Annotated in this window: 15 protein-coding genes; 13 read left to right on the forward strand and 2 right to left on the reverse strand. The window is 57.1% G+C overall.

The window, feature by feature from the left end; all coding sequences use genetic code 11:
* Window positions 1-295: 295 nt before the first annotated feature.
* The 7 genes from FDY93_RS13590 (at window position 296) to FDY93_RS13620 (ending at window position 8191) form a co-directional block, all read left to right on the forward strand.
* On the forward strand, window positions 296-2566 hold the full coding sequence (locus tag FDY93_RS13590; RefSeq protein WP_166215815.1) for a DNA translocase FtsK: 2271 nt from the start codon (window positions 296-298) through the stop codon (window positions 2564-2566).
* 88 nt (window positions 2567-2654) lie between these two features.
* Complete coding sequence (lolA, locus tag FDY93_RS13595) at window positions 2655-3287, forward strand: outer membrane lipoprotein periplasmic chaperone LolA (protein WP_138236297.1); 633 nt, start codon at window positions 2655-2657, stop codon at window positions 3285-3287.
* Window positions 3280-4644: a replication-associated recombination protein A gene (locus tag FDY93_RS13600; protein WP_138236298.1), complete on the forward strand. Its 1365-nt coding sequence runs from the start codon at window positions 3280-3282 to the stop codon at window positions 4642-4644. Before lolA ends, FDY93_RS13600 begins: the two co-directional genes overlap by 8 nt.
* Before the next feature lie 97 nt (window positions 4645-4741).
* Complete coding sequence (gene crcB / locus FDY93_RS13605; protein WP_138236299.1) at window positions 4742-5116, forward strand: fluoride efflux transporter CrcB; 375 nt, start codon at window positions 4742-4744, stop codon at window positions 5114-5116.
* 18 nt (window positions 5117-5134) lie between these two features.
* On the forward strand, window positions 5135-6409 hold the full coding sequence (serS, locus tag FDY93_RS13610; RefSeq protein ID WP_138236300.1) for a serine--tRNA ligase: 1275 nt from the start codon (window positions 5135-5137) through the stop codon (window positions 6407-6409).
* A gap of 18 nt (window positions 6410-6427) precedes the next feature.
* The gene (cysG, locus tag FDY93_RS13615) at window positions 6428-7807 is read left to right on the forward strand and encodes a siroheme synthase CysG (RefSeq protein ID WP_138236301.1); all 1380 of its coding nucleotides are present in this window, start codon (window positions 6428-6430) and stop codon (window positions 7805-7807) included.
* A gap of 171 nt (window positions 7808-7978) precedes the next feature.
* Entirely contained in the window at window positions 7979-8191 is a 213-nt protein-coding gene (locus tag FDY93_RS13620; RefSeq protein WP_240914244.1) for a hypothetical protein, read from the forward strand.
* Window positions 8192-8234: 43 nt separating this feature from the next.
* On the opposite strand, the gene FDY93_RS13625 is transcribed toward FDY93_RS13620, so the two are convergent.
* Entirely contained in the window at window positions 8235-10592 is a 2358-nt protein-coding gene (locus FDY93_RS13625) for a penicillin acylase family protein (RefSeq protein ID WP_138236303.1), read from the reverse strand.
* 378 nt (window positions 10593-10970) lie between these two features.
* On the opposite strand from FDY93_RS13625, the gene FDY93_RS13630 reads away from it, so the two are divergent.
* From FDY93_RS13630 to FDY93_RS13655, 6 genes are all read left to right on the forward strand, one after another.
* Window positions 10971-13586 (forward strand): TonB-dependent receptor, encoded by a 2616-nt coding sequence (locus FDY93_RS13630; protein WP_138236380.1) that lies wholly within the window; start codon window positions 10971-10973, stop codon window positions 13584-13586.
* Between the two features lie 188 nt (window positions 13587-13774).
* Entirely contained in the window at window positions 13775-15163 is a 1389-nt protein-coding gene (egtB, locus tag FDY93_RS13635) for an ergothioneine biosynthesis protein EgtB (protein ID WP_138236304.1), read from the forward strand.
* 2 nt (window positions 15164-15165) lie between these two features.
* Window positions 15166-16140 carry an L-histidine N(alpha)-methyltransferase gene (gene egtD, locus FDY93_RS13640; protein ID WP_138236305.1) on the forward strand — a complete coding sequence of 325 codons (975 nt, stop codon included), beginning with the start codon at window positions 15166-15168 and terminating at the stop codon, window positions 16138-16140.
* Entirely contained in the window at window positions 16124-16657 is a 534-nt protein-coding gene (locus FDY93_RS13645) for a DUF411 domain-containing protein (protein WP_138236306.1), read from the forward strand. Before egtD ends, FDY93_RS13645 begins: the two co-directional genes overlap by 17 nt.
* A gap of 85 nt (window positions 16658-16742) precedes the next feature.
* A complete protein-coding gene (locus FDY93_RS13650; RefSeq protein ID WP_138236307.1) occupies window positions 16743-17714 on the forward strand; it encodes a hydrolase in 972 nt (323 codons plus the stop codon).
* Window positions 17715-17808: 94 nt separating this feature from the next.
* Window positions 17809-18543 carry a hypothetical protein gene (locus FDY93_RS13655; RefSeq protein WP_138236308.1) on the forward strand — a complete coding sequence of 245 codons (735 nt, stop codon included), beginning with the start codon at window positions 17809-17811 and terminating at the stop codon, window positions 18541-18543.
* A 216-nt stretch (window positions 18544-18759) separates the two neighbouring features.
* Here FDY93_RS13655 and FDY93_RS13665 read toward each other — a convergent pair whose 3' ends face one another.
* A complete protein-coding gene (locus FDY93_RS13665) occupies window positions 18760-19092 on the reverse strand; it encodes a hypothetical protein (RefSeq protein WP_138236309.1) in 333 nt (110 codons plus the stop codon).
* Between the last annotated feature and the right edge of the window lie 164 nt (window positions 19093-19256).

Here is a 19256-nt window from a genome sequence, read left to right on the forward strand (position 1 = left end):
AGAGAAAATTTATAAGTTAATGTGATTTGTTAACTGCGTGTGTGGTGGAAATTGCACCGGGGCTGTAGTACACAGAGTGCTGTAGTGAACCGGCACTTTCCGCGGTGACAACGCAAAAATTGACACTGTGTCGGCGCGCTTGATGCGAGACCGCAGTAAAATCCCGGCATCCGGCGCCAGGTGCGCTGCAAGATAAGTCGAGCGAGCTTCCACTGCCCGCGAAAATGAATATTGAGGTAAGCCATTGAAGGCTGAAAGCGAAACCGAGTCTGGTCCCGCCATTCCAGACTCACTCATGGCACGCATCCTGCGCGAGGGCGCGTTGATAGCCCTGTTGGCGGGCGCGCTGCTGGTGGGTATCAGTCTGCTGAGTTATAGCCCTGGAGATCCGGGCTGGTCCCACACCGGTAGCGGTGGCGGTATCGACAATGCCATCGGCCCCACTGGCGCGTGGCTGGCGGATGTCTGCCTGTCGTTGTTGGGATGGATGGCCTATCTGTTCCCGATTCTGATCGGCTGGCGTGCCTACCGTATTCTGCGCGACAAAAATGCGCGCTTTCACGGCCCGCTGTTTGCGTTGCGGGTTGGTGGCCTGCTACTGCTGTTGGTGTCCGGAGCGGCCCTTGCCACACTGTGCTTTGCACCGTCGGCCGAGCCATTGCCATTCTCAAACGGCGGAATTGTAGGCACCTCGGTGTCAGGTTTTATGGAATCCGGCCTGGGCTATGTTGGTGCCACCATATTGCTGCTCGCCATGTTTGCCATTGGTGTAACCGTGTTTACCGGTATGTCGTGGCTAAAGCTGTTTGAAGATATCGGGCGCAGTGTGCTGTATGTGTTCAGTTGGATGGGGCAGCGCGTGGCACGCGCGCGCAAAGACCGAGAGGAGCAACGGGTTGCCCGCGAGGCGGTGATTGTGCGCAAAGCGGCGGTTGAAGAAGAAAAGCAGCGTACCGCCAAGCGCCAACCGCCGCAGATCGCGCCGGTGGCGCCGCCGCCAAAGCAGAGCCCGCGCGCGGTGAAGGAAAAACAGGGTGAGCTGTTCAAGGGCCCGGTAACCGGCGACCTGCCACCGCTATCCCTGTTGGACGCTCCGGAAGCCAACAAAAAGGCCGGCTTCAGTCGCGAAGCCCTGGAGGCCCTTTCCCGCCTGCTGGAACTGAAACTCAAAGACTTCGGTGTGGTTGCCGAGGTTGTTTCGGTATTGCCAGGACCGGTGGTGACCCGATTTGAAATCCAGCCTGCCGCCGGGGTGAAAGTCAGCCGTATCACCAATCTGGCCAAAGACCTCGCGCGCTCCCTGGCCGTGATCAGTGTGCGGGTGGTTGAGGTAATCCCCGGAAAATCGGTCGTCGGGATCGAGATTCCCAATGAAAATCGGCAGATGGTGCGCCTCTCGGAAGTATTGGGCTCTGAGCTCTATGAAAAGGCGGGGTCCGCGCTGACGCTGGCATTGGGGCACGACATCGCCGGCCAGCCGGTGGTGGCGGACCTGGCAAAAATGCCACACCTGCTGGTGGCTGGTACCACCGGTTCCGGTAAGTCCGTAGGCATCAACGTGATGCTGCTGAGCCTGTTGTACAAATCCACACCGGATGAGGTCCGCCTGATTCTTGTGGATCCGAAAATGCTGGAACTCTCGGTGTACGAGGGTATTCCCCATTTGCTCACGCCGGTAATCACCGACATGAACGACGCCGCCAACGGCCTGCGCTGGTGTGTGGGGGAGATGGAGCGACGCTACAAGTTGATGGCGGCGATGGGCGTGCGCAACCTGGCGGGTTTCAACCGTAAGGTGAAAGAGGCGATTGCCGCCGGCGAGCCGCTGATTGACCCGATCTGGCAGCCGGACCCCATGTCCAGTGTGCCAGAGGCAGAGCAGACTGCTCCGCACCTCAAACCGCTGCCCGCCATCGTGGTGGTGATCGACGAATTTGCCGACATGATGATGATTGTCGGCAAGAAGGTGGAGCAGTTGATTGCGCGGATCGCGCAGAAGGCCCGCGCCGCGGGCATCCACCTGTTGTTGGCTACCCAGCGCCCCTCCGTGGATGTGATTACCGGTCTGATCAAGGCCAACGTGCCCACGCGCATGGCGTTTCAGGTCTCCTCGAAGATCGATTCACGCACCATTTTGGATCAGGGCGGCGCCGAACAGTTGCTCGGTCATGGCGACATGCTATATCTGCCGCCGGGTACAGCCCTCCCCGTAAGGGTGCACGGCGCCTTTGTGGATGACCACGAAGTGCACCAGGTTGTGGCGGACTGGTGCCGCCGCGGCGAGCCCGAGTTCATCGACGGCATCGTGGACGATTCCAACAACAGTATCCCGGTACCCGGTATGGCCACCGAGGGTGGCGAGGACGACCCGGAAACGGATGCGCTCTACGACGAGGCGGTCGCATTCGTGGCCAAATCCCGCAAGGCGTCCATTTCTTCCGTGCAGCGCCAACTGCGCATCGGCTACAATCGCGCCGCCCGCATGATTGAGGCGATGGAAGCGGCCGGTGTGGTCTCCGCCCAGCAACCGAATGGCAACCGCGAAGTGCTGGTGCCGGCGCCTTGAGTTTCCAATCAGCGAGCCAGGTTCAGTCCAGGTTCACCTGTCGAGGGCTAGGCTTTAGAGACTGGATCAGCAAATCTGGAACGCAACTATGAAATGCACATTTGGGAAACGCACACTGGGCATTCTTTTTATCGCATTGGGGCTTGGCGTCGGCACGACCGGCGCAAGCGCGGATGCCAGTGACGAGCTGAGCCGCCTGCTGCAGCCCCTTGGCTCCATCTCCGGCGGGTTTCGGCAGACCCTAAAGGACCAAAACGGCAAAACCCTGCAGAAGAGCAGTGGCAACTTTTCCGTCCAGCGCCCGGGGAAGCTTCGCTGGCAAACTGGCGAACCCTTTTCGCAGTTGCTGGTGACCAATAACCAGAAGCTGTGGCTGTACGATCCGGATCTGGAGCAGGTGACCATACGTCCGGTGGACAATCGCATGAAGGAGACGCCCGCCCTGTTGCTCGGCGGGAAGGTAGAAGAAATCCGCGGCTCCTTCAGCGTGGAAAACAAGAAAGGGGCTTACTACCTGACCCCCAAGCGCGCCTCTGCGCCCTTTAAATCCATGGTGATCCGCTTTGATAGCAAGGGGTTGCCGGCGGCCATGACTGTGCGCGATGGCATGGGTCAAACCACCGACATTCAGTTCAATGGCATGCAGGCCAACCCGAAGCTGTCGTCTTCCATATTCAACTTCAAACCGCCGAAAGGGACCGACATCATCCGCGATGAATGATCTTTTCCAGGCGCCGCCCCGGCACCAGCCTCTGGCCGCGCGCATGCGGCCGCAATCTCTGGCCCACTATGTGGGCCAGACGCATTTATTGGGTCCCGGTAAGCCACTGCGCGAAGCGGTGGAGCGGGGGCAGCTGCACTCCATGGTGCTCTGGGGGCCGCCCGGTGTGGGTAAAACCACTTTCGCGCGTTTGCTCGCGGAAGAGTGCGACGTGCGCTTTGCCACCTTGTCGGCGGTTCTCGCCGGAGTAAAGGAAATCCGCCAGGCGGTTGCCGAGGCTGAGCAACACGCGGCCCAGTTCGGGCGCGGCACCATCCTGTTCGTGGACGAAGTGCATCGCTTCAACAAGGCCCAGCAGGATGCATTTTTACCGTACGTGGAGGAGGGCACGGTAACCTTTGTCGGCGCCACCACGGAAAACCCGTCGTTTGAACTGAACAATGCGCTGCTCTCCCGATGCCGGGTATATCTGCTGCGCAGTTTGAGCCAGGAAGAACTGGTCGGCCTGTTGCAGCGGGCCCTGTCGGAAGATGAGGAGTTGCGTACGCGCAACATCCAAATGACCCCGGAAGTGTTGGAGCGCATTACCTTGAGCGCTGATGGCGACGCTCGCAGCGCGCTGAATCTTCTCGAAATCGCCTGCGACCTGTCGCGGGAAGAGGGGGGGCGCCAGGTTGTCGACGACGATGTTCTGGCGGAAGTGCTGAGCGCGGATGTACGACGCTTCGACAAGGGTGGGGATTACTTTTACGACCAGATTTCCGCACTGCACAAATCCGTGCGCGGCTCGGATCCGGACGCTGCGCTCTACTGGTTTGCGCGCATGATCGACGGCGGCTGCGATCCGCTGTATGTGGCCCGTCGGGTGGTGCGCATGGCGAGTGAGGATATCGGCAACGCCGATCCCCGCGGGCTGGAACTAGCGCTCAACGCCTGGGATGTGCAGGAACGCCTCGGCAGCCCGGAAGGCGAGTTGGCCATAGCCCAGGCCGTGGTGTATCTCGCCGTCGCAGCGAAAAGCAATGCCGTCTACAGCGCCTACAAACGGGTATTGGCGGATATTCGCCGAGAGCCTAGCTATGACGTCCCGATTCATCTGCGCAATGCGCCCACCAAGCTCGCCAAAGAAATGGCCCACGGTGCCGAGTACCGCTACGCCCACGATGAGCCGGATGGGTTTGCCGCAGGGGAAAACTATTTCCCGGAGGCCATTTCCGGGCGCCGCTACTACCATCCGGTTAACCGCGGCCTGGAATTGAAGATCGAGGAGAAGCTGCAGCGCCTGCGCGCCTTGAACCAGGCGAGTCCCTTGCAGCGCTATTCGCCCGTGCGCGCACCGGATACGGATAAGACGTAGCGATATACACGGCGCAAGGGAATAAAAAAACGCTAAAATCGTCGCCCACTGGCCCCCAGAAACGTATCGGCCAGGGGAATAATTAAAGGGGAGTTCCATGCAGTGGATCGCAATTGCGCTGGGCGGTGCCATCGGAGCAATACTTCGGCATCTGGTCGCCATCTGGAGTTTTCCGGTATTTGAAAACCGGCTTCCCCTCGGGACGTTTATCGTCAACCTGGTCGGCTCCCTGCTGATCGGCGTCGCCTACGTGGCGATCGTGGAACGCGGCATGCTCGGGCACGAGTGGCGCCTGCTGATCATGACCGGCCTGTTCGGCGCACTCACCACTTTTTCTACCTTCTCGCTGGAAACCGTGCTGTTGTGGCACAATGGCCAGCCTTTAACGGCGCTGGCCTATATAGCGGTCAGCCTCCTGGCGTGCCTGGCGGCCACCGCGGCCACCATCTCGCTGGGAATGAAATATCTGTAACGCGGTAATCAAACCACCATGCTCGATCCCAAACTGATTCGTACCCAACTCGACGACGTTGCAGCGGCGCTGGCCAAGCGCGGTGTGCAGCTGGACAAGGCAAAACTGGAACAGCTCGAAGAGCAGCGCAAGGAGCTGCAAGTGCGCACCGAAGCGCTTCAGAACGAGCGCAACAGCAAATCCAAGAACATCGGCCGTGCCAAGGCCAGTGGTGAGGATATTGCGCCGCTGCTGAAAGAAGTCGAATCCCTGGGCGGTCAGTTGACCGAAGCCAAGCAGGCACTGACCGAACTGCAGGAGCAGCTCGACGATATGCTGCTCGCGATTCCCAACCTGCCGCACGAATCCGTGCCGGAAGGCAAGGACGAGAGTGACAACGTGGAAGTGCGCCAGTGGGGCACACCGCGCAGTTTTGATTTCGAGGTGCGTGATCACGTCGACCTGGGTGCGCGGCTCAAAGGCCTGGATTTCGAAGTGGCGAGCAAGATTACCGGCTCGCGCTTTGCGGTGATGACCGGCCAGGTGGCAAAACTGCACCGCGCCTTGGCACAGTTCATGCTAGATCTACATATAGAAGAGCACGGCTACCAAGAAGCCAATGTGCCGGTCATTGTAAATAGCGATTCCCTGTACGGTACCTCGCAGCTACCCAAGTTCGCCGAGGATCTGTTCAAACTGGAGGACGAGCGTGGTTTCTACCTCATCCCCACGGCAGAGGTGCCCCTGACAAACCTGTACCGCGACGAGATTGTCGACGCAGCTTCACTGCCACAGAAGTTTGTCAGCCACACCAACTGTTTTCGCTCCGAGGCCGGCTCGCACGGGCGCGATACCCGCGGCATGATCCGGCAGCACCAGTTCGAAAAAGTTGAGCTGGTGTGGTTTGCCCACCCGGACCATTCCATGGACGCGCTCGAACAGCTCACCAGTCATGCGGAAAATGTTCTGCAAAAACTGAACCTGCCATACCGCACCGTGGTGCTGTGTGGCGGCGATATGGGTTTCGGTGCAACCAAAACCTATGACCTGGAAGTGTGGATTCCGTCCCAGGACAAGTACCGGGAAATCTCCTCCTGCTCACTGATGGGCGACTTCCAGGCCCGGCGTATGAAGGCCCGCTGGCGCAACCCGGAAACGGGCAAGCCGGAACTGCTGCACACCCTGAATGGATCCGGGCTTGCCGTGGGCCGTACGCTGATCGCGGTGCTGGAAAACTACCAACAGGCCGATGGTAGTATCGAGGTGCCGGAAGTACTGCGCCCCTACATGCGGGGTGCAACCAAGATCGGCTAAGCAGTATGGAATAAGACCTTGCGTTACCTGCCTCTCGCTTTTGATTTGAAAAACCGCCCCTGCCTGATTATCGGGGGCGGTTCCATCGCCACGCGCAAAGCGCGGTTACTGAATAAAGCGGAGGCCCGCCTGCTGGTGGTGGCTCCGGACATTACCGCTGAGCTGCGCCAGCTGGTCCTTGCCAGCGGCGGTGAGTACATCGTCGGCCGTTACCGCAGTGACCTGCTGGATCAGGCAGAGATGGTGGTCGCCGCCACTGCCGACAGCGACGTCAACGCACAGGTCTCCGCCGATGCCCGCGCCCGGCGTCTGCCGGTGAATGTGGTGGACTCCCCGGAACTCTGTACATTTACCTTCCCCTCCATTGTCGAGCGCGGCCCGCTGGCCATCGGCATCTCCAGCGGCGGTTCTGCACCGGTGCTTACCCGCATGCTGCGGGCCCAGATTGAAACCCTGCTTTCACCCGGTCTCGGCCTGATCGCCGAGCTGTCCGGCCGGCTGCGCGACAGCGTTAAAGCCGCATTGCCGGAGGCTCAGCGTAAGGACTTCTGGCACTGGGTATTCAACGGCCCGGTGATCGGGCAGATAGAGCGCGGCCACAAAGCCGAAGCGGAACAGGCGGTGCTGGATGAACTGCAGCGCTGGCAGGACAAACCTGCGCCGAGCGGCGAGGTGTATCTGGTCGGCGGCGGCCCCGGCGATCCGGACCTTCTGACCTTCCGCGCCCTGCGCCTGATGCAACAGGCAGACGTGGTGCTCTACGACAGGCTGGTTTCCACGGAAGTGCTGGAGCTGGTACGTCGCGACGCTGAGCGCATCTACGTTGGCAAAATGAAGCAGTTCCACTCGGTGCCCCAGGACGATATCAACCAATTGCTGGTGGATCTCGCGAAAGAGGGTAAAAAGGTGCTGCGTCTGAAGGGCGGCGATCCATTTGTATTCGGCCGCGGCGGCGAGGAGATCGACAAGCTGGCGGAAGCCGGTGTGCCATTCCAGGTGGTGCCAGGTATTACAGCCGCCATCGGCTGCTCGGCGTATTCCGGTATTCCGCTGACCCACCGGGACCATGCGCAGTCCGTACGTTTTATTACCGGCCACCTGAAAGAGGGGGATCTGGTGCTGCCGTGGGAAGAACTCATCACCAAAAACCAGACTCTGGTCTTCTATATGGGCCTGACAGGCCTTCCCACCATTTCCGAAAAACTGATTGCTCACGGCATGGATGCGGATACGCCGGCGGCGCTGGTGGAAAAGGGGACTACCCGCGATCAGCGGGTGATCGTCGGCACCATTGGCACCTTGCCGGAACTGGCGGAAACCCACAAAGTTGAAGCACCGGCGCTGACCATCATTGGTGGGGTAGTGACCTTGCGTGAGAGCCTGGGCTGGTACCAGTAACGCCCCCTTTAACCGAGCATACCGACCGGTCAGGTGCGAGACGCGCCGCTTGCTGACAACAACCCGTCCACTGGCAAACCCCACTCTATACTGTAGGAGTTGTTTGCCAGTGGTGGTTTTATGTTGTGGATACTGCTTCGATTTTATTGCACGCTTCTGGTGCGTGGCTTTATGCCCCGGGAGAGTGAAATTGCACTGCCCAACGAAGAAGACAGCCATCTGCGTCGCTATTCCCGCAAATACCGGGTTAAACGTAACTGGGTGAAGAACCTATGGATTGGCTCTTCACTGCTGATGATCTGCTTCCCGCTGTTGCCTTTTGTTCTCGGGCTGGGGCTGTTTACTTCGTTCCTGTCTTTCGCAATTCTCGACGAAACGGCCTGAACTGAATCTGGTGCCTTGTCGCTCGCGAAGTGGTGACCGAAATTTATTTCAGTGTTAACACATAGGCTTGGGACTGTTCAGAGAAGCTTGAGGGATTACCTTCAACCCAGTCCCGATGGCCATTGCCGAAAAACGGCGACAACGGATGCGCGCTCTGGCCGGTGGCCATGTGGAAGATTCCACGCTCCTCGTGACCGGGCGCTACCACCATGCGCTCGGACGCACCGTTGGTGGATGACTGGAAGCGCGGCATGTGGGAATCGCCCGGTAGATGGTCCTCTGGCATGGCAGTAAACCAATTCACTGCAGCCACTGCGCGTCCAAGCGGGTGCTGGATCTTGGCAGCGTTCTGCGCCCCCCATGTCTGTTTCTCAAAAGGCAAGCCGCCTTCGGACATTTCCTCCAACACCTTGTCCAATGCTGCCAGTTTTAATGCCTTCCAGGATCTGAACTCTGGATTTAACAGGTGCGTCGGTTCGTGGGCCAGCATTTCCCATGCCGGGTATTCCACTTGACGGTTGACCCGCCCGAACTCGAAATCCGGGCTATGGCGCTGCATATACGTCAGCACTGGCGCGGTAGCCAGGTCGATAAAGCGCATGCGGAAATTGCGCACGATGCGATAACCCACAGAGTCGGCACTGGCACGGCCGCCCCAGTTGATCACCTGGTGGCGCACCTGATCGTAACCGTCGACCGTGGAGAGCAGGGCGCTCAGTTGCTCCTGCCAGCGCTCAAGAAATACCGCGCGGTCGTCAAGCTGGATATTCAGCAGATCCTGCTCGGTAAAACGCTCGCGGGCAAACAGGTCATCACGGATCTGTTGCTGGCGTGCGCCGAGGGCATAGCCCCCGTCTCCCATCACTTTGAGGTATTGACCGTCCATAGTGCGGGAGTTTGCTGTCCAGATCCGATGGGAGGGTGGATTGTAGACATGCGGCTGCTCTTCCAGCGAAAGGTACCCGTCCCAGTATGCGGTGCCATCGGCCCAGCTTATTGAACGACTGCCGTCGAGGCCCACCCGGCGGGGAATTGGCCCGGCCACGGTCCAACCGATATTGCCGTCCACATCACCAATCACAAAATTCTGGTGCGGGAGACCCAGCTCCGGTGCCAGGTTCATGGCATCACGCGTGCTTGCGGTGGTTTCCAGTTTCAGGATATTCATATTGGCGCCGCGAGGATCGTGGGCAACCCAGCGATAGGCGAGGGGAACACCCTTGTGGTTTTCGGCAACCACAGGACCCCAGATAGTCTTGCGCACTTCAAGCCGGACCGGCGGTTTACCTTTGATCGCGATCTGTTCCGCTGCTATTTCGAAATCCTGCCAGCCATCGGGGGTGCGGTACTGTTTGCCGTCGGCGGATACATCCAGCGGAATCAGATCACCCCAGTCCGCAGTGGTATTGGTAAAACCCCAGGCAACCCTGCCGTTGCTGCCGGCAACAACGATGGGTCCGCCGGGCAGGGTGGCGCCACGCATCACGAAGTCAGTGCCGGGCACATTCCAGCCCGCGCGGAACCAGATATTCGGTACCGTGATAGCGAGGTGCATATCGTCGGCCACGATCGCCGCGCCGTGTTCTGTGAGTGCGCCGCCGACTACCCAGTTGTTGCTGCCGAAGATCATGTCTTCGCTTTCCATCTTCTGCTGCGCCATCGGCTCGTTATCCTGAACCAGTGCGGCGATATGAGTTTCCGGTAGCGCCAGAGGTCCGCGGGCGTCACCAATCAGAGGCGCATCCCAGATGCCGCCCTTGGGTACAAAGAATTCGTAAAGGTCAGCGGGCAGCAGATCTGCCAGTGCGTTGTCGCGCAACTCGAAATCGCCGGTATTGCTCTGCAAGGTCAGGTACATACTGAAAATGGCCAGCAGACTGTCGGCGGGAATCCAGGGGCGGGGCTCTGTGCGGAGCAGGGCGTATTCCCAGGGCGTGGCACCAAGCTGTTCCAGGCCGTAGTTCACACCGGAAGCGTAGTGCTCAAGCACCTGCCGTTGCTCTACCGGCATGGCGGCGATGTTGCGCTCGGCGCGGGCGCGGAACTGGTGAATCCGGATTTCCTGGTCGTGAGAAAGTGCCGCTTCACCCACTAGCTCCGATAACTCACCGGCGGAGTTGCGGCGTAGCAGATCCATCTGGAAGAAACGCTCCTGAGCATGCAGGAAGCCCAGTGCAAATGCGCTGTCGTTGCGATTTTCTGCCGTAATGAAGGCGATACCCTGCTCGTCGCGAGCGATGCTTACCGGGTTATCCAGCTGACCGGTGTGCAGCTCTCCATCGAGGAGCGGCAGGCTCTGGCGCAGCCAGATCCAGGTGGCCGCAGCAACTAGCAATAAAAGGACAGCCAGGGCAGTCAGGCCCTTAATCAGGCGGGCCGGCCAGGGGGAAATATTCAACATCGGTGCTTCTCTCGGGAAAAATCCAGAATCGTTATTTTGGGACTTAATCGGTCTTCCATCTATTTGTGTTCCGGCATGCTTTTGCCATCCGCTCCCTGGTACAACGCCGAAAAGTGTCACCGAGTGTAGCAGCGCCATGCTGCGTAAACTGGTTACCGGCGGACCTGTTCTGGTCAGAATACAATGCTTTGGTTAATTTTAGCGCCAATTTGGCGTTAAAAGCCTTGCAGTAATCATGTAGAACTGACTGGTCACCACAAAAAAGTCACAACAAGCTTTTCTTGGGACACGGCTACCCGTAAGATGGCCGAACATAACTATCCATAACAACAATTTTCCATCACGCTTTTCATATAACTAGAACGCGAGGACGCGATGATGTACGACGCCGATCAGTCCGGTAAAAACCGGTTCTTCACCCTGTCCACCCTTTCTGCCGCCATCGCTGTAACTACAGCGCTAAGTGGCGCTGCATCCGCTGCTGAGATTGAAGAAGTAGTGGTAACCGCGCAGAAGCGCGCGGAAAACCTGCAGGATGTTCCCATTGCCATTTCCGCTTTCACCGGCGACAACATGAAAGCGATGGGCGTAAAAACCGTGACCGACCTGGGCAAGTTCACCCCGGGCGTAGAAATGAATAACGACACCCCGCTGCAGCCCACCTACAGTATTCGCGGTATTCAAACTGGCGACTTCACCGTAGGTTCTGACCCTGCGGTGGCCGTGTATGTAGACGGTGTGTATACCGGCCGCGGCGCCGGCGCTGAAATCCCGCTGGCAGATATCGAGCGTGTCGAGGTACTCAAAGGCCCGCAGGGCACCCTGTTCGGCCGTAACGCCACCGGCGGCGCCATCCATATCATTTCCCAGAAGCCACAGGCTGATGACACCACCGAGCTGAATCTGACCGCTGGCAATTACGGCCGCCAATCTTCCGACCTGCTGTTGAACCGTCAACTGAGTGACAATCTGTACGCTCGCTTCACCGCATCCACCAACCGTCGTGATTCCTTCGCCGACAATCTGGCCGGCGGTTTCGATACCGGCAATATCGACACTCAGACCTATCGTGCCTCCCTGTTGTGGGAGCCGAGCGCCAATACCGAAGTCCTGTGGCGCGCGGATTACGGCGTCATGGACCAGGGCAGTGCACTGCGGACCTCCATCGTTCCGACGCTGCAGGCGGAAGCCGGTGGTACCGATGTGTTCGGCGACTACGCACTCGACACACCGACCATCGAAGATCGAGACTCCTGGGGCAGCTCTCTTTCCATTACGCACGATTTCGAGAACGTAACTTTTACCTCTATTACTGCCTATCGCGGCTTTGACGCGCATTTGCAGCAGGACGAAGACGGTACCGCAAATCCGGATTACATGTTCGGCTCCGCCAACTTCGACGAGCAGACCCAGTTCTCCCAGGAATTTCGTTTGAACGGCGCCACGGACACACTCAAGTGGACAGTTGGTGCTTCGTATTCACGTGAGAAACTGGAGCACCTGACCGAAGCCTATTTCACCGCCGGCTCCCTCGAGTCTTTCGCTGTATATGAAGGCATCAAGGCGGCGTATGCGAACTCCGGCATGAGCACCACTGAACTGGAGGACGAGGCAGTAAAACAGCGTCAACTCATGATCGCTGCCGGTCAGGAAGGTTATGCGGTATCCAGCTTTCTATATGACCTGATGATGGGCTCAGGCATGCTGGACGCTGCCATGGGTGAAGGCCTGGCACCGCTGGGACTGACCGCGGCCAATCTGAGTAAAGACGATATCGTAATGCAGCTGATGGGCGGAATTGCACCTTGGGTTGCCGCGGATACGCCTTGGAACGAGAACGTTCTGAATACTGGTGATTACCGCTCCACCGCTGTTTACGGCGATATGACTTGGAGCCTTACCGACAAGCTGGACCTGACCGTCGGTGCCCGTTACACCCAGGACGAGAAAGATTTCACCATCGAAACTGCCTACCAGAACACACTGCCGATCACCATTGGTGGGAATACACATCTGGTTGATGAAAATGGCGATCCTCTGGTTGTCACGATTCCTTTTGAAGTTGCCCCCGGTGTCGTGGTGCCAGTTCAAACCGACCAGTTGCCACTGCCGCAAGTAGCACTTAACCAGCCTTTCGGTATGGCCTTCTACAACAACGGTCAGCCAATGCTGGATTCCAAGTTGAGCGATAGCTGGAGCGATATTTCCGGCCGAATCGTGTTGGATTATCGCTGGACCGACGATGTGATGACCTTCGTGTCGCTGGCGGATGGTTTCAAGGCCGGTGGTTTCAACAGCTTGAACTTCGGTGACAACATCGATTCCTCATTTGATCAGGAGGATGTAGTCAACCTGGAACTCGGCTTGAAGAGCAGCCTGTTCGACAACGCCGTACGTTTGAATGCGTCCGTATTCGCTTATGAATACAAAAACCTGCAGGAGCTGGATCTGGTAGGTAGCCCAATTCCCAGCTACAACCTGCGCAATGCTGATGCGGAAGGGCGCGGTGCTGAACTGGAAGTCCAATGGGCGGCAACAGATAACCTGTTTATCGCTGGTAACTACTCCTACCTCGACACCGAGTACACTCGCTATCAAATCATTGAAGCCATTGGTGAAACCGAGGAAGAACATTCCCGCGTCGGACAGCCCCGCGTCGGTACCCCAGAGAACAAGTTCAATCTCATGGCTGAGTACACCTGGGAACTCGCCGCTGGTGGCGACGTCTCTGTGCGCGGCGACTACAACTGGACTGACGAGCGCGTGGGCTCCATCAGCGATCCGGCCCGTGTGATCCCGGATTACCAGCTGATGAACCTGCGCGCTGGCTGGAACAGTGCGTCCGACCGTTACTCCGCGGCACTGTGGGTGCAGAACGTCACCGACGAGGAAATTGCCGGTGGCTACGGCGGTACCGGTGCGGCCATCGGCGCCAGCCCGGCTTGGCGCTTCATGCCCCGCATGTACGGCGCAGACTTCACTGTTCGCTTCTGATTCTGGCATCGCGCCAGAAATAAGAGGGCCGGCACAATGCCGGCCCTTTTTTTGCCTCAAATTTACGTTGTTCGCATAACAGGAAAATTCCTGGCGTTGTTTACGTCGTCAATTCCTCTGTTCAGATGGGAATCCGCCACAATGGTTGTATGATCAAAGGCAGTTTTCGCAGTTAACCGGGCCAGAGGATGAGTCTGATTTCTGACACAGGTTCAGGGGTATACACCAATGTCGTGAGCGAGCAGGTATTCGACGACGCAAACCGGGATCTCTCACTGGATGAGCGCGCTGCGCTGATTGATCAATTCCACTGGGTCCGCCGCGAGACCGAAAGTCTCACCGATCCGCTCTCCGCGGAAGATATGCAACTGCAGTCCATGGCCGATACCAGCCCGAGCAAATGGCACCTGGCCCACACCAGCTGGTTTTTTGAAACCTTCCTTCTGCGTGATGCACTGCCTGGGTATCGGGTGTTTGATCAAAGTTTTCATCACATTTTCAATTCCTACTACAACTCCCTCGGCCAACCCTTTTCCCGTCCGCAACGTGGTCTGTTGTCGCGTCCATCCATCGAACAGGTATTTTCCTACCGCGCCCATATAGATCGGCATATCGAACAGTGGCTGATAGAGGAAGATGTGACTGCGGCCCAGGCCGAATTGCTCACTTTAGGTATCCATCACGAGCAGCAGCATCAGGAACTGTTGCTGACGGATATTAAACACGCGTTTTCCCAAAACCCTGTATACCCCGCTTATCGCGAAGATCTGGATCAATTCGCGGATGAAGTCGATGGCGGCACACCACTAGAGTGGTTACATGTACCCGAGGATCACTACACCCTCGGTAGCGATGGAGAGGGTTTCGGCTTTGACAGTTTCAGTTTTGACAACGAGGGGCCGGCACACCAGCGGTTCCAGCCGGCATTTCGCATAGCATCGCGACTGATCACCAACGGTGAGTATTTGGAGTTCCTGCAGGATGGCGGTTACCGCGAACCACGGTTGTGGCTTTCAGACGGTTGGAGTCATATCCAGCAAACAACGAAGCCTGGAGTTCAGCAGGCGCCGCTCTACTGGCGGGAAATCGACGGCGAGTGGTTTCAATTCACCCTTGCGGGCTTGCAGCCGCTGGACCTGAATGCACCTGTGTGCCATGTCAGTTTCTATGAGGCAGATGCCTATGCCAGTTGGGCTGGGCGGCGCCTGCCCACGGAATTCGAGTGGGAAATTGCCGCTTGGTTGCACAGCAAAAAAGACGCAGTGCAAGCCGCCAATCTGTTGGAAAACAGGCGCTTCCAACCGGTTGCAGAATACCCAACGGATGAACGCGATGTGCAACTGCTTGGCAATCTATGGCAATGGACTGCAAGCGCTTATGCGCCATATCCCGGGTATCGCGCCAGTAGCGAGGCGGTGGGTGAGTACAACGGCAAATTCATGTGCAATCAGATGGTACTGCGAGGTGGCTCCTGCGTCACACCGCGCAGCCATATCCGTATCAGTTATCGAAACTTCTTTTATCCGCACCAGGCCTGGCAGTTTACCGGCATCCGTCTGGCGGGAGATGTCCAGTGAACATGGCTATTATCAACGCTAATAGGGTAGTTCCGCTGAGTGGCGAAGACTTTCGCGGGCAGTTCGAGCGGGATGTTCTGGCGGGCCTGTCAGCCTCACAGAAAACTTTGCCGTGCAAATATCTTTACGATGAAACCGGATCAAAACTATTTGAAGCCATCTGCGAACTTGATGACTATTACCTTACCCGTACTGAAGCAAAAATTTTCGCGCGCAGCCTGCAAGACATGGCAGTTACACTGGGTGATAGCGTTATCCTGATTGAGCCTGGTGCCGGCAACTGCGAAAAAGCCGAGCCCTTACTTGAGGCAATGGATAATCCCAGAGCTTATTTTCCCTTGGATATCTCTCCTGAGATTCTTCTGGCCGCTCAGCATCGTATACGACACCGGCTTCCGGATCTGGAGATTGTCCCAGTCATTGGTGACTTTACCAGTGGTGACGCGTGGAGCCGCCTGCCAGTATCCAATGCGCGTAAAGTCATCTTTTTCCCTGGTTCCACCATCGGCAATTTTGCGCCCGAGCAGGCTCGAGACTTGCTCGAACGCTTTGCTGAGAACCTCGACTCCGGCGACGGCCTGCTTTTGGGCGCGGATCTGGTGAAAGACTCCGTGATATTGGAGCGCGCCTATCACGACAGCAATCACATCACCGAGGCTTTCAATAAAAACCTGTTAACCCGTATTAACAGCGAGCTGAACGGTGACTTCAACACGGATGCATTCGCTCACCGGGCGTTTTATCACAGCCTGCGCCAGCGGGTGGAAATGCATCTGGTAAGCCTGGTGGAGCAGCACGTTTCGGTGTCGGGCCGGCACTTCTCTTTCACAGAAGGTGAAACCATTCATACGGAGAACAGCCACAAATACACTTTGCCCGGGCTTCAGACACTATTGCGCGATACCGGGTTTTCCCCCGAAAAATACTGGACTGACGATAAACAACACTATGCCATCTGCTATGCCCACGTCCGCTGACTGCATCGGATATTCCGCGCGGATTATTTTTCTCGCCGGTCTGCTGTTCCTTGCCGCATTGGCCGGTGCGTGTAGTAATACTGGCCACTATGCCGCCACAAAGGAAGATGGAGCAGGGCGGCCGGAAGACATTATCGTCTACAAGTCACCATTCTGTTTGTGCTGCAAGGAATGGATGACTCACCTACAGCAGAACAATTTTTCCGTAGGCAGTGATAACGGGCTGGACACAGCAGCCGTCAAACAGCGCTGGGGTATTCCAGCCAGCATGCAGGGTTGCCACACCGGTGTTTGGCGTAATCAGTACGTATTTGAAGGCCACGTGCCCGCACGTCTGATCCGCAAGTTTCTCGCCAACCCGCCGAAAGACAGTATCGGCTTGTCGGTGCCGGGCATGCCGAAAGGCAGCCCTGGTATGTACCGCGGCGGCGAGTTCGAACCTTATGTGGTGTATCAGATTCAACGGGATGGGGAATACCGGTTTTACGAAAAGGTAACCGCACCCGAAGCCTCATAAACACCATAAACGATTGATCCCAATGCCCTGCGGCGCTAGGCTTGCAGCCTGAATTCTCCCAAGCTTTTCTCGCCCGGCGGCAGTCATGATTTCTCCGTTCACACCGGCCATTGGCCTCGGCAACTGCCACCTGCAGACCATTTTTTCCCGGTTTCACCGGCCCGAGCCGTGGATTCGCACCCAGTGCCAATGGCTGGATACACCGGATGGCGACCGCCTGGCGCTACACACACCGGCACAGCTGGTAGATGACCCCGCACGGCCACTGGTGCTGATTTTGCACGGGCTCGAGGGCTCGGTGGAATCGCCCTATGCGCAGGGACTGATGCATTCGTTGCTGGCGCTGAGTTTCCAGGTTGCTGTAATGCATTTCCGCGGCTGCGGCGGTATTCCCAACCTGTTGCCGCGCGCCTATCACAGTGGAGACAGCGAAGACCCTCGCTGGGTCGCCATGCAATTGCGCAACCGCTATCCATCGACACCGCTGATGGCCGTCGGCTACTCTCTTGGCGGCAATGTATTGCTTAAGTGGCTGGGTGAAGACGGAGAGGGCAGTCCATTGACCGCCGCAGTCTCCGTATCCGCACCGTTGGATCTGCATCTCTCCAGCCGTCGAATGAACAGCGGCTTCTCGCGTGTTTACCAGAAGCACCTGCTCGACAGCCTGCGAGAAAGCCTCTCCCGCAAGGCGCTTGATCCAGAAATGGCCCGACAGATGCCGCCGCTGAACGCGCCGCATGTCTTCAGTAACTTCCGCCACTTCGACGATCATTTCACCGCGCCACTGCACGGATTCTCGGGCGTTGACGACTACTACACCCGAGCCTCCAGCCGGCCGCTGCTGCGCAAGGTAGCCAAGCCCACATTATTGATCCACGCCATAGACGACCCGTTCGTCTGTCCATCCGCAGTGCCCGGCCCGTCAGATGTGAGTGACCAGGTGACGCTTGCCATCAGCCAAAGGGGAGGGCATGTGGGGTTCATCAGCGGTGCTCTGTGGAAACCGCACTACTGGCTGGAATCGGCAATTCCTGATTTCCTGTCGCAATTCCGGTGAGTGAAACTGTGTCGATTAGACGAGGGGTATAGCTGCCAAAGAACAGAACTTTCAAGTCTATGGTCGGTCAAACCTGTAAACTGCTGAAAGGCCTATGGTGCCGATGGACGTCAGCGCAGTAACCCCTTTTAATACCGGCAGCAGGACGCCCGATACTGTACGTCTGGCGATTGCTTTGGCTGTTGCGCTTAGCGTACATGCTATATTGATCGTCATTCCGATATCACAGAATCCACGCATTCCCAACGCTCCAGCGAACAATCGTTCGCCACTTGAAATTAGGTTAATGCGCAGCGCAAATACCAAAGCCAGAAAAAAGCCAAAGATCAACGCTCTTTCCGTGCCAAATAAAAGCCACAACGCAGAGAATTTCAAAACCGTCGAAGCGGAGCAAACTCCTGCTACCTCAACGCCCGATATAGAAGTGCAGAAAGGTTTAAAAGCTAATCTGCTATCTACTGAGACGGTGGTAAGTCAGTCCACCACCGAGCTAAAACCTGAGATTCATTCAGCGAGGCCCCTCAAGCCAACGGATCAACCGGCTGATTCCGGAGCCAAAAGCCGATCTACTGTATTCGACCCGGAATTGCGGAAAAAACTGGTTCACGAACGCAATAAGATTCAGAAATTCCACGCCAACGATGCAGCGTATATGACGGCCACGGGTAAGTTCGTACAACAGGGGGACCGCTGTTGGGATGTCGTGAAATTAGCGCCCGACGATGAGATCGGTGGCTCAGAGCAGTGGTTCAGAAGGAAATGTCCAATGAATGTTTCCAGGCCTTCATCGGATACTGACCGGCTGGCAGAAAAGTATGGTCTTCCCTAACTTGACATCACTTCGCCCCTCGATCTTCTCACTCTGTGCCCGAACGCGATTTTCTGTCTGAACATAAACGGTATCCGTGGTTGCCATGCTGGAGTGCCTAAGGTCTTCCGAGAGATCCTTGAGCGCGCGCCCGCGCTCAACTTCTAACTAAAAATGTCAAAGGCATGCAGGAGGAAGCAGCCACTCATCTAGCACCACCGAACGGCAGCACTTACTTCAATGGTGAACGGCATAGGCAGGCTCCGGAATGGAGGCATCAACATAAAATGACATGTACTGGCGAAATGTCTTGGTCACAGTCACATCCTGAAGAACAATTCGCTCAGAGTCAGGCTGTTTTGTAATTAATTTCACCAGGCTCAAATGGTAATTACCAGCGCGGTTGGCCTTCAGGTGTTCATCGATAATTCCGACGAGTTGTTCCGCAAGGGTGTACTCAGTGCCCTCATTCAGAAAGGCATCTTTCAATGATGTTTTGAATTCTTCCCAGCTAGATAGGGCAACGGAAAGACGTTCAATGGCGTGAAAAATCTGTTCTCCTGTAGTCATAAAATCCCCCTCAAGAAAAGAGGGCGAATCCTACTGGAGAGCGCACTGTTTCCCCAGTGTTTCTGACGCCACAAACAGGAATTTAACGACAGTTTTTTAGTTCACACCTATATACATATTCATTAGGCGTAAAGTTGAGCGGCAGGTTTAGATTTTCACGCCAG

Origin of the sequence: Microbulbifer harenosus, assembly GCF_005771435.1 — a bacterium.
GTDB classification, from domain to species: Bacteria; Pseudomonadota; Gammaproteobacteria; order Pseudomonadales; family Cellvibrionaceae; genus Microbulbifer; species Microbulbifer harenosus.

What these genes read in the sequence shown, in the direction of transcription:
- FDY93_RS13625 (WP_138236303.1), bottom strand. Translation starts at nt 10,592, where the DNA reads ATGTTGAATATTTCCCCCTGGCCGGCCCGCCTGATTAAGGGCCTGACT.
- FDY93_RS13655 (WP_138236308.1), top strand. Translation starts at nt 17,809, where the DNA reads ATGGTGCCGATGGACGTCAGCGCAGTAACCCCTTTTAATACCGGCAGC.
- crcB (WP_138236299.1), top strand. Translation starts at nt 4,742, where the DNA reads ATGCAGTGGATCGCAATTGCGCTGGGCGGTGCCATCGGAGCAATACTT.
- FDY93_RS13665 (WP_138236309.1), bottom strand. Translation starts at nt 19,092, where the DNA reads ATGACTACAGGAGAACAGATTTTTCACGCCATTGAACGTCTTTCCGTT.
- egtB (WP_138236304.1), top strand. Translation starts at nt 13,775, where the DNA reads ATGAGTCTGATTTCTGACACAGGTTCAGGGGTATACACCAATGTCGTG.
- FDY93_RS13650 (WP_138236307.1), top strand. Translation starts at nt 16,743, where the DNA reads ATGATTTCTCCGTTCACACCGGCCATTGGCCTCGGCAACTGCCACCTG.
- FDY93_RS13630 (WP_138236380.1), top strand. Translation starts at nt 10,971, where the DNA reads ATGTACGACGCCGATCAGTCCGGTAAAAACCGGTTCTTCACCCTGTCC.
- FDY93_RS13600 (WP_138236298.1), top strand. Translation starts at nt 3,280, where the DNA reads ATGAATGATCTTTTCCAGGCGCCGCCCCGGCACCAGCCTCTGGCCGCG.
- FDY93_RS13645 (WP_138236306.1), top strand. Translation starts at nt 16,124, where the DNA reads ATGCCCACGTCCGCTGACTGCATCGGATATTCCGCGCGGATTATTTTT.
- FDY93_RS13590 (WP_166215815.1), top strand. Translation starts at nt 296, where the DNA reads ATGGCACGCATCCTGCGCGAGGGCGCGTTGATAGCCCTGTTGGCGGGC.
- egtD (WP_138236305.1), top strand. Translation starts at nt 15,166, where the DNA reads ATGGCTATTATCAACGCTAATAGGGTAGTTCCGCTGAGTGGCGAAGAC.
- FDY93_RS13620 (WP_240914244.1), top strand. Translation starts at nt 7,979, where the DNA reads ATGCCCCGGGAGAGTGAAATTGCACTGCCCAACGAAGAAGACAGCCAT.
- serS (WP_138236300.1), top strand. Translation starts at nt 5,135, where the DNA reads ATGCTCGATCCCAAACTGATTCGTACCCAACTCGACGACGTTGCAGCG.
- lolA (WP_138236297.1), top strand. Translation starts at nt 2,655, where the DNA reads ATGAAATGCACATTTGGGAAACGCACACTGGGCATTCTTTTTATCGCA.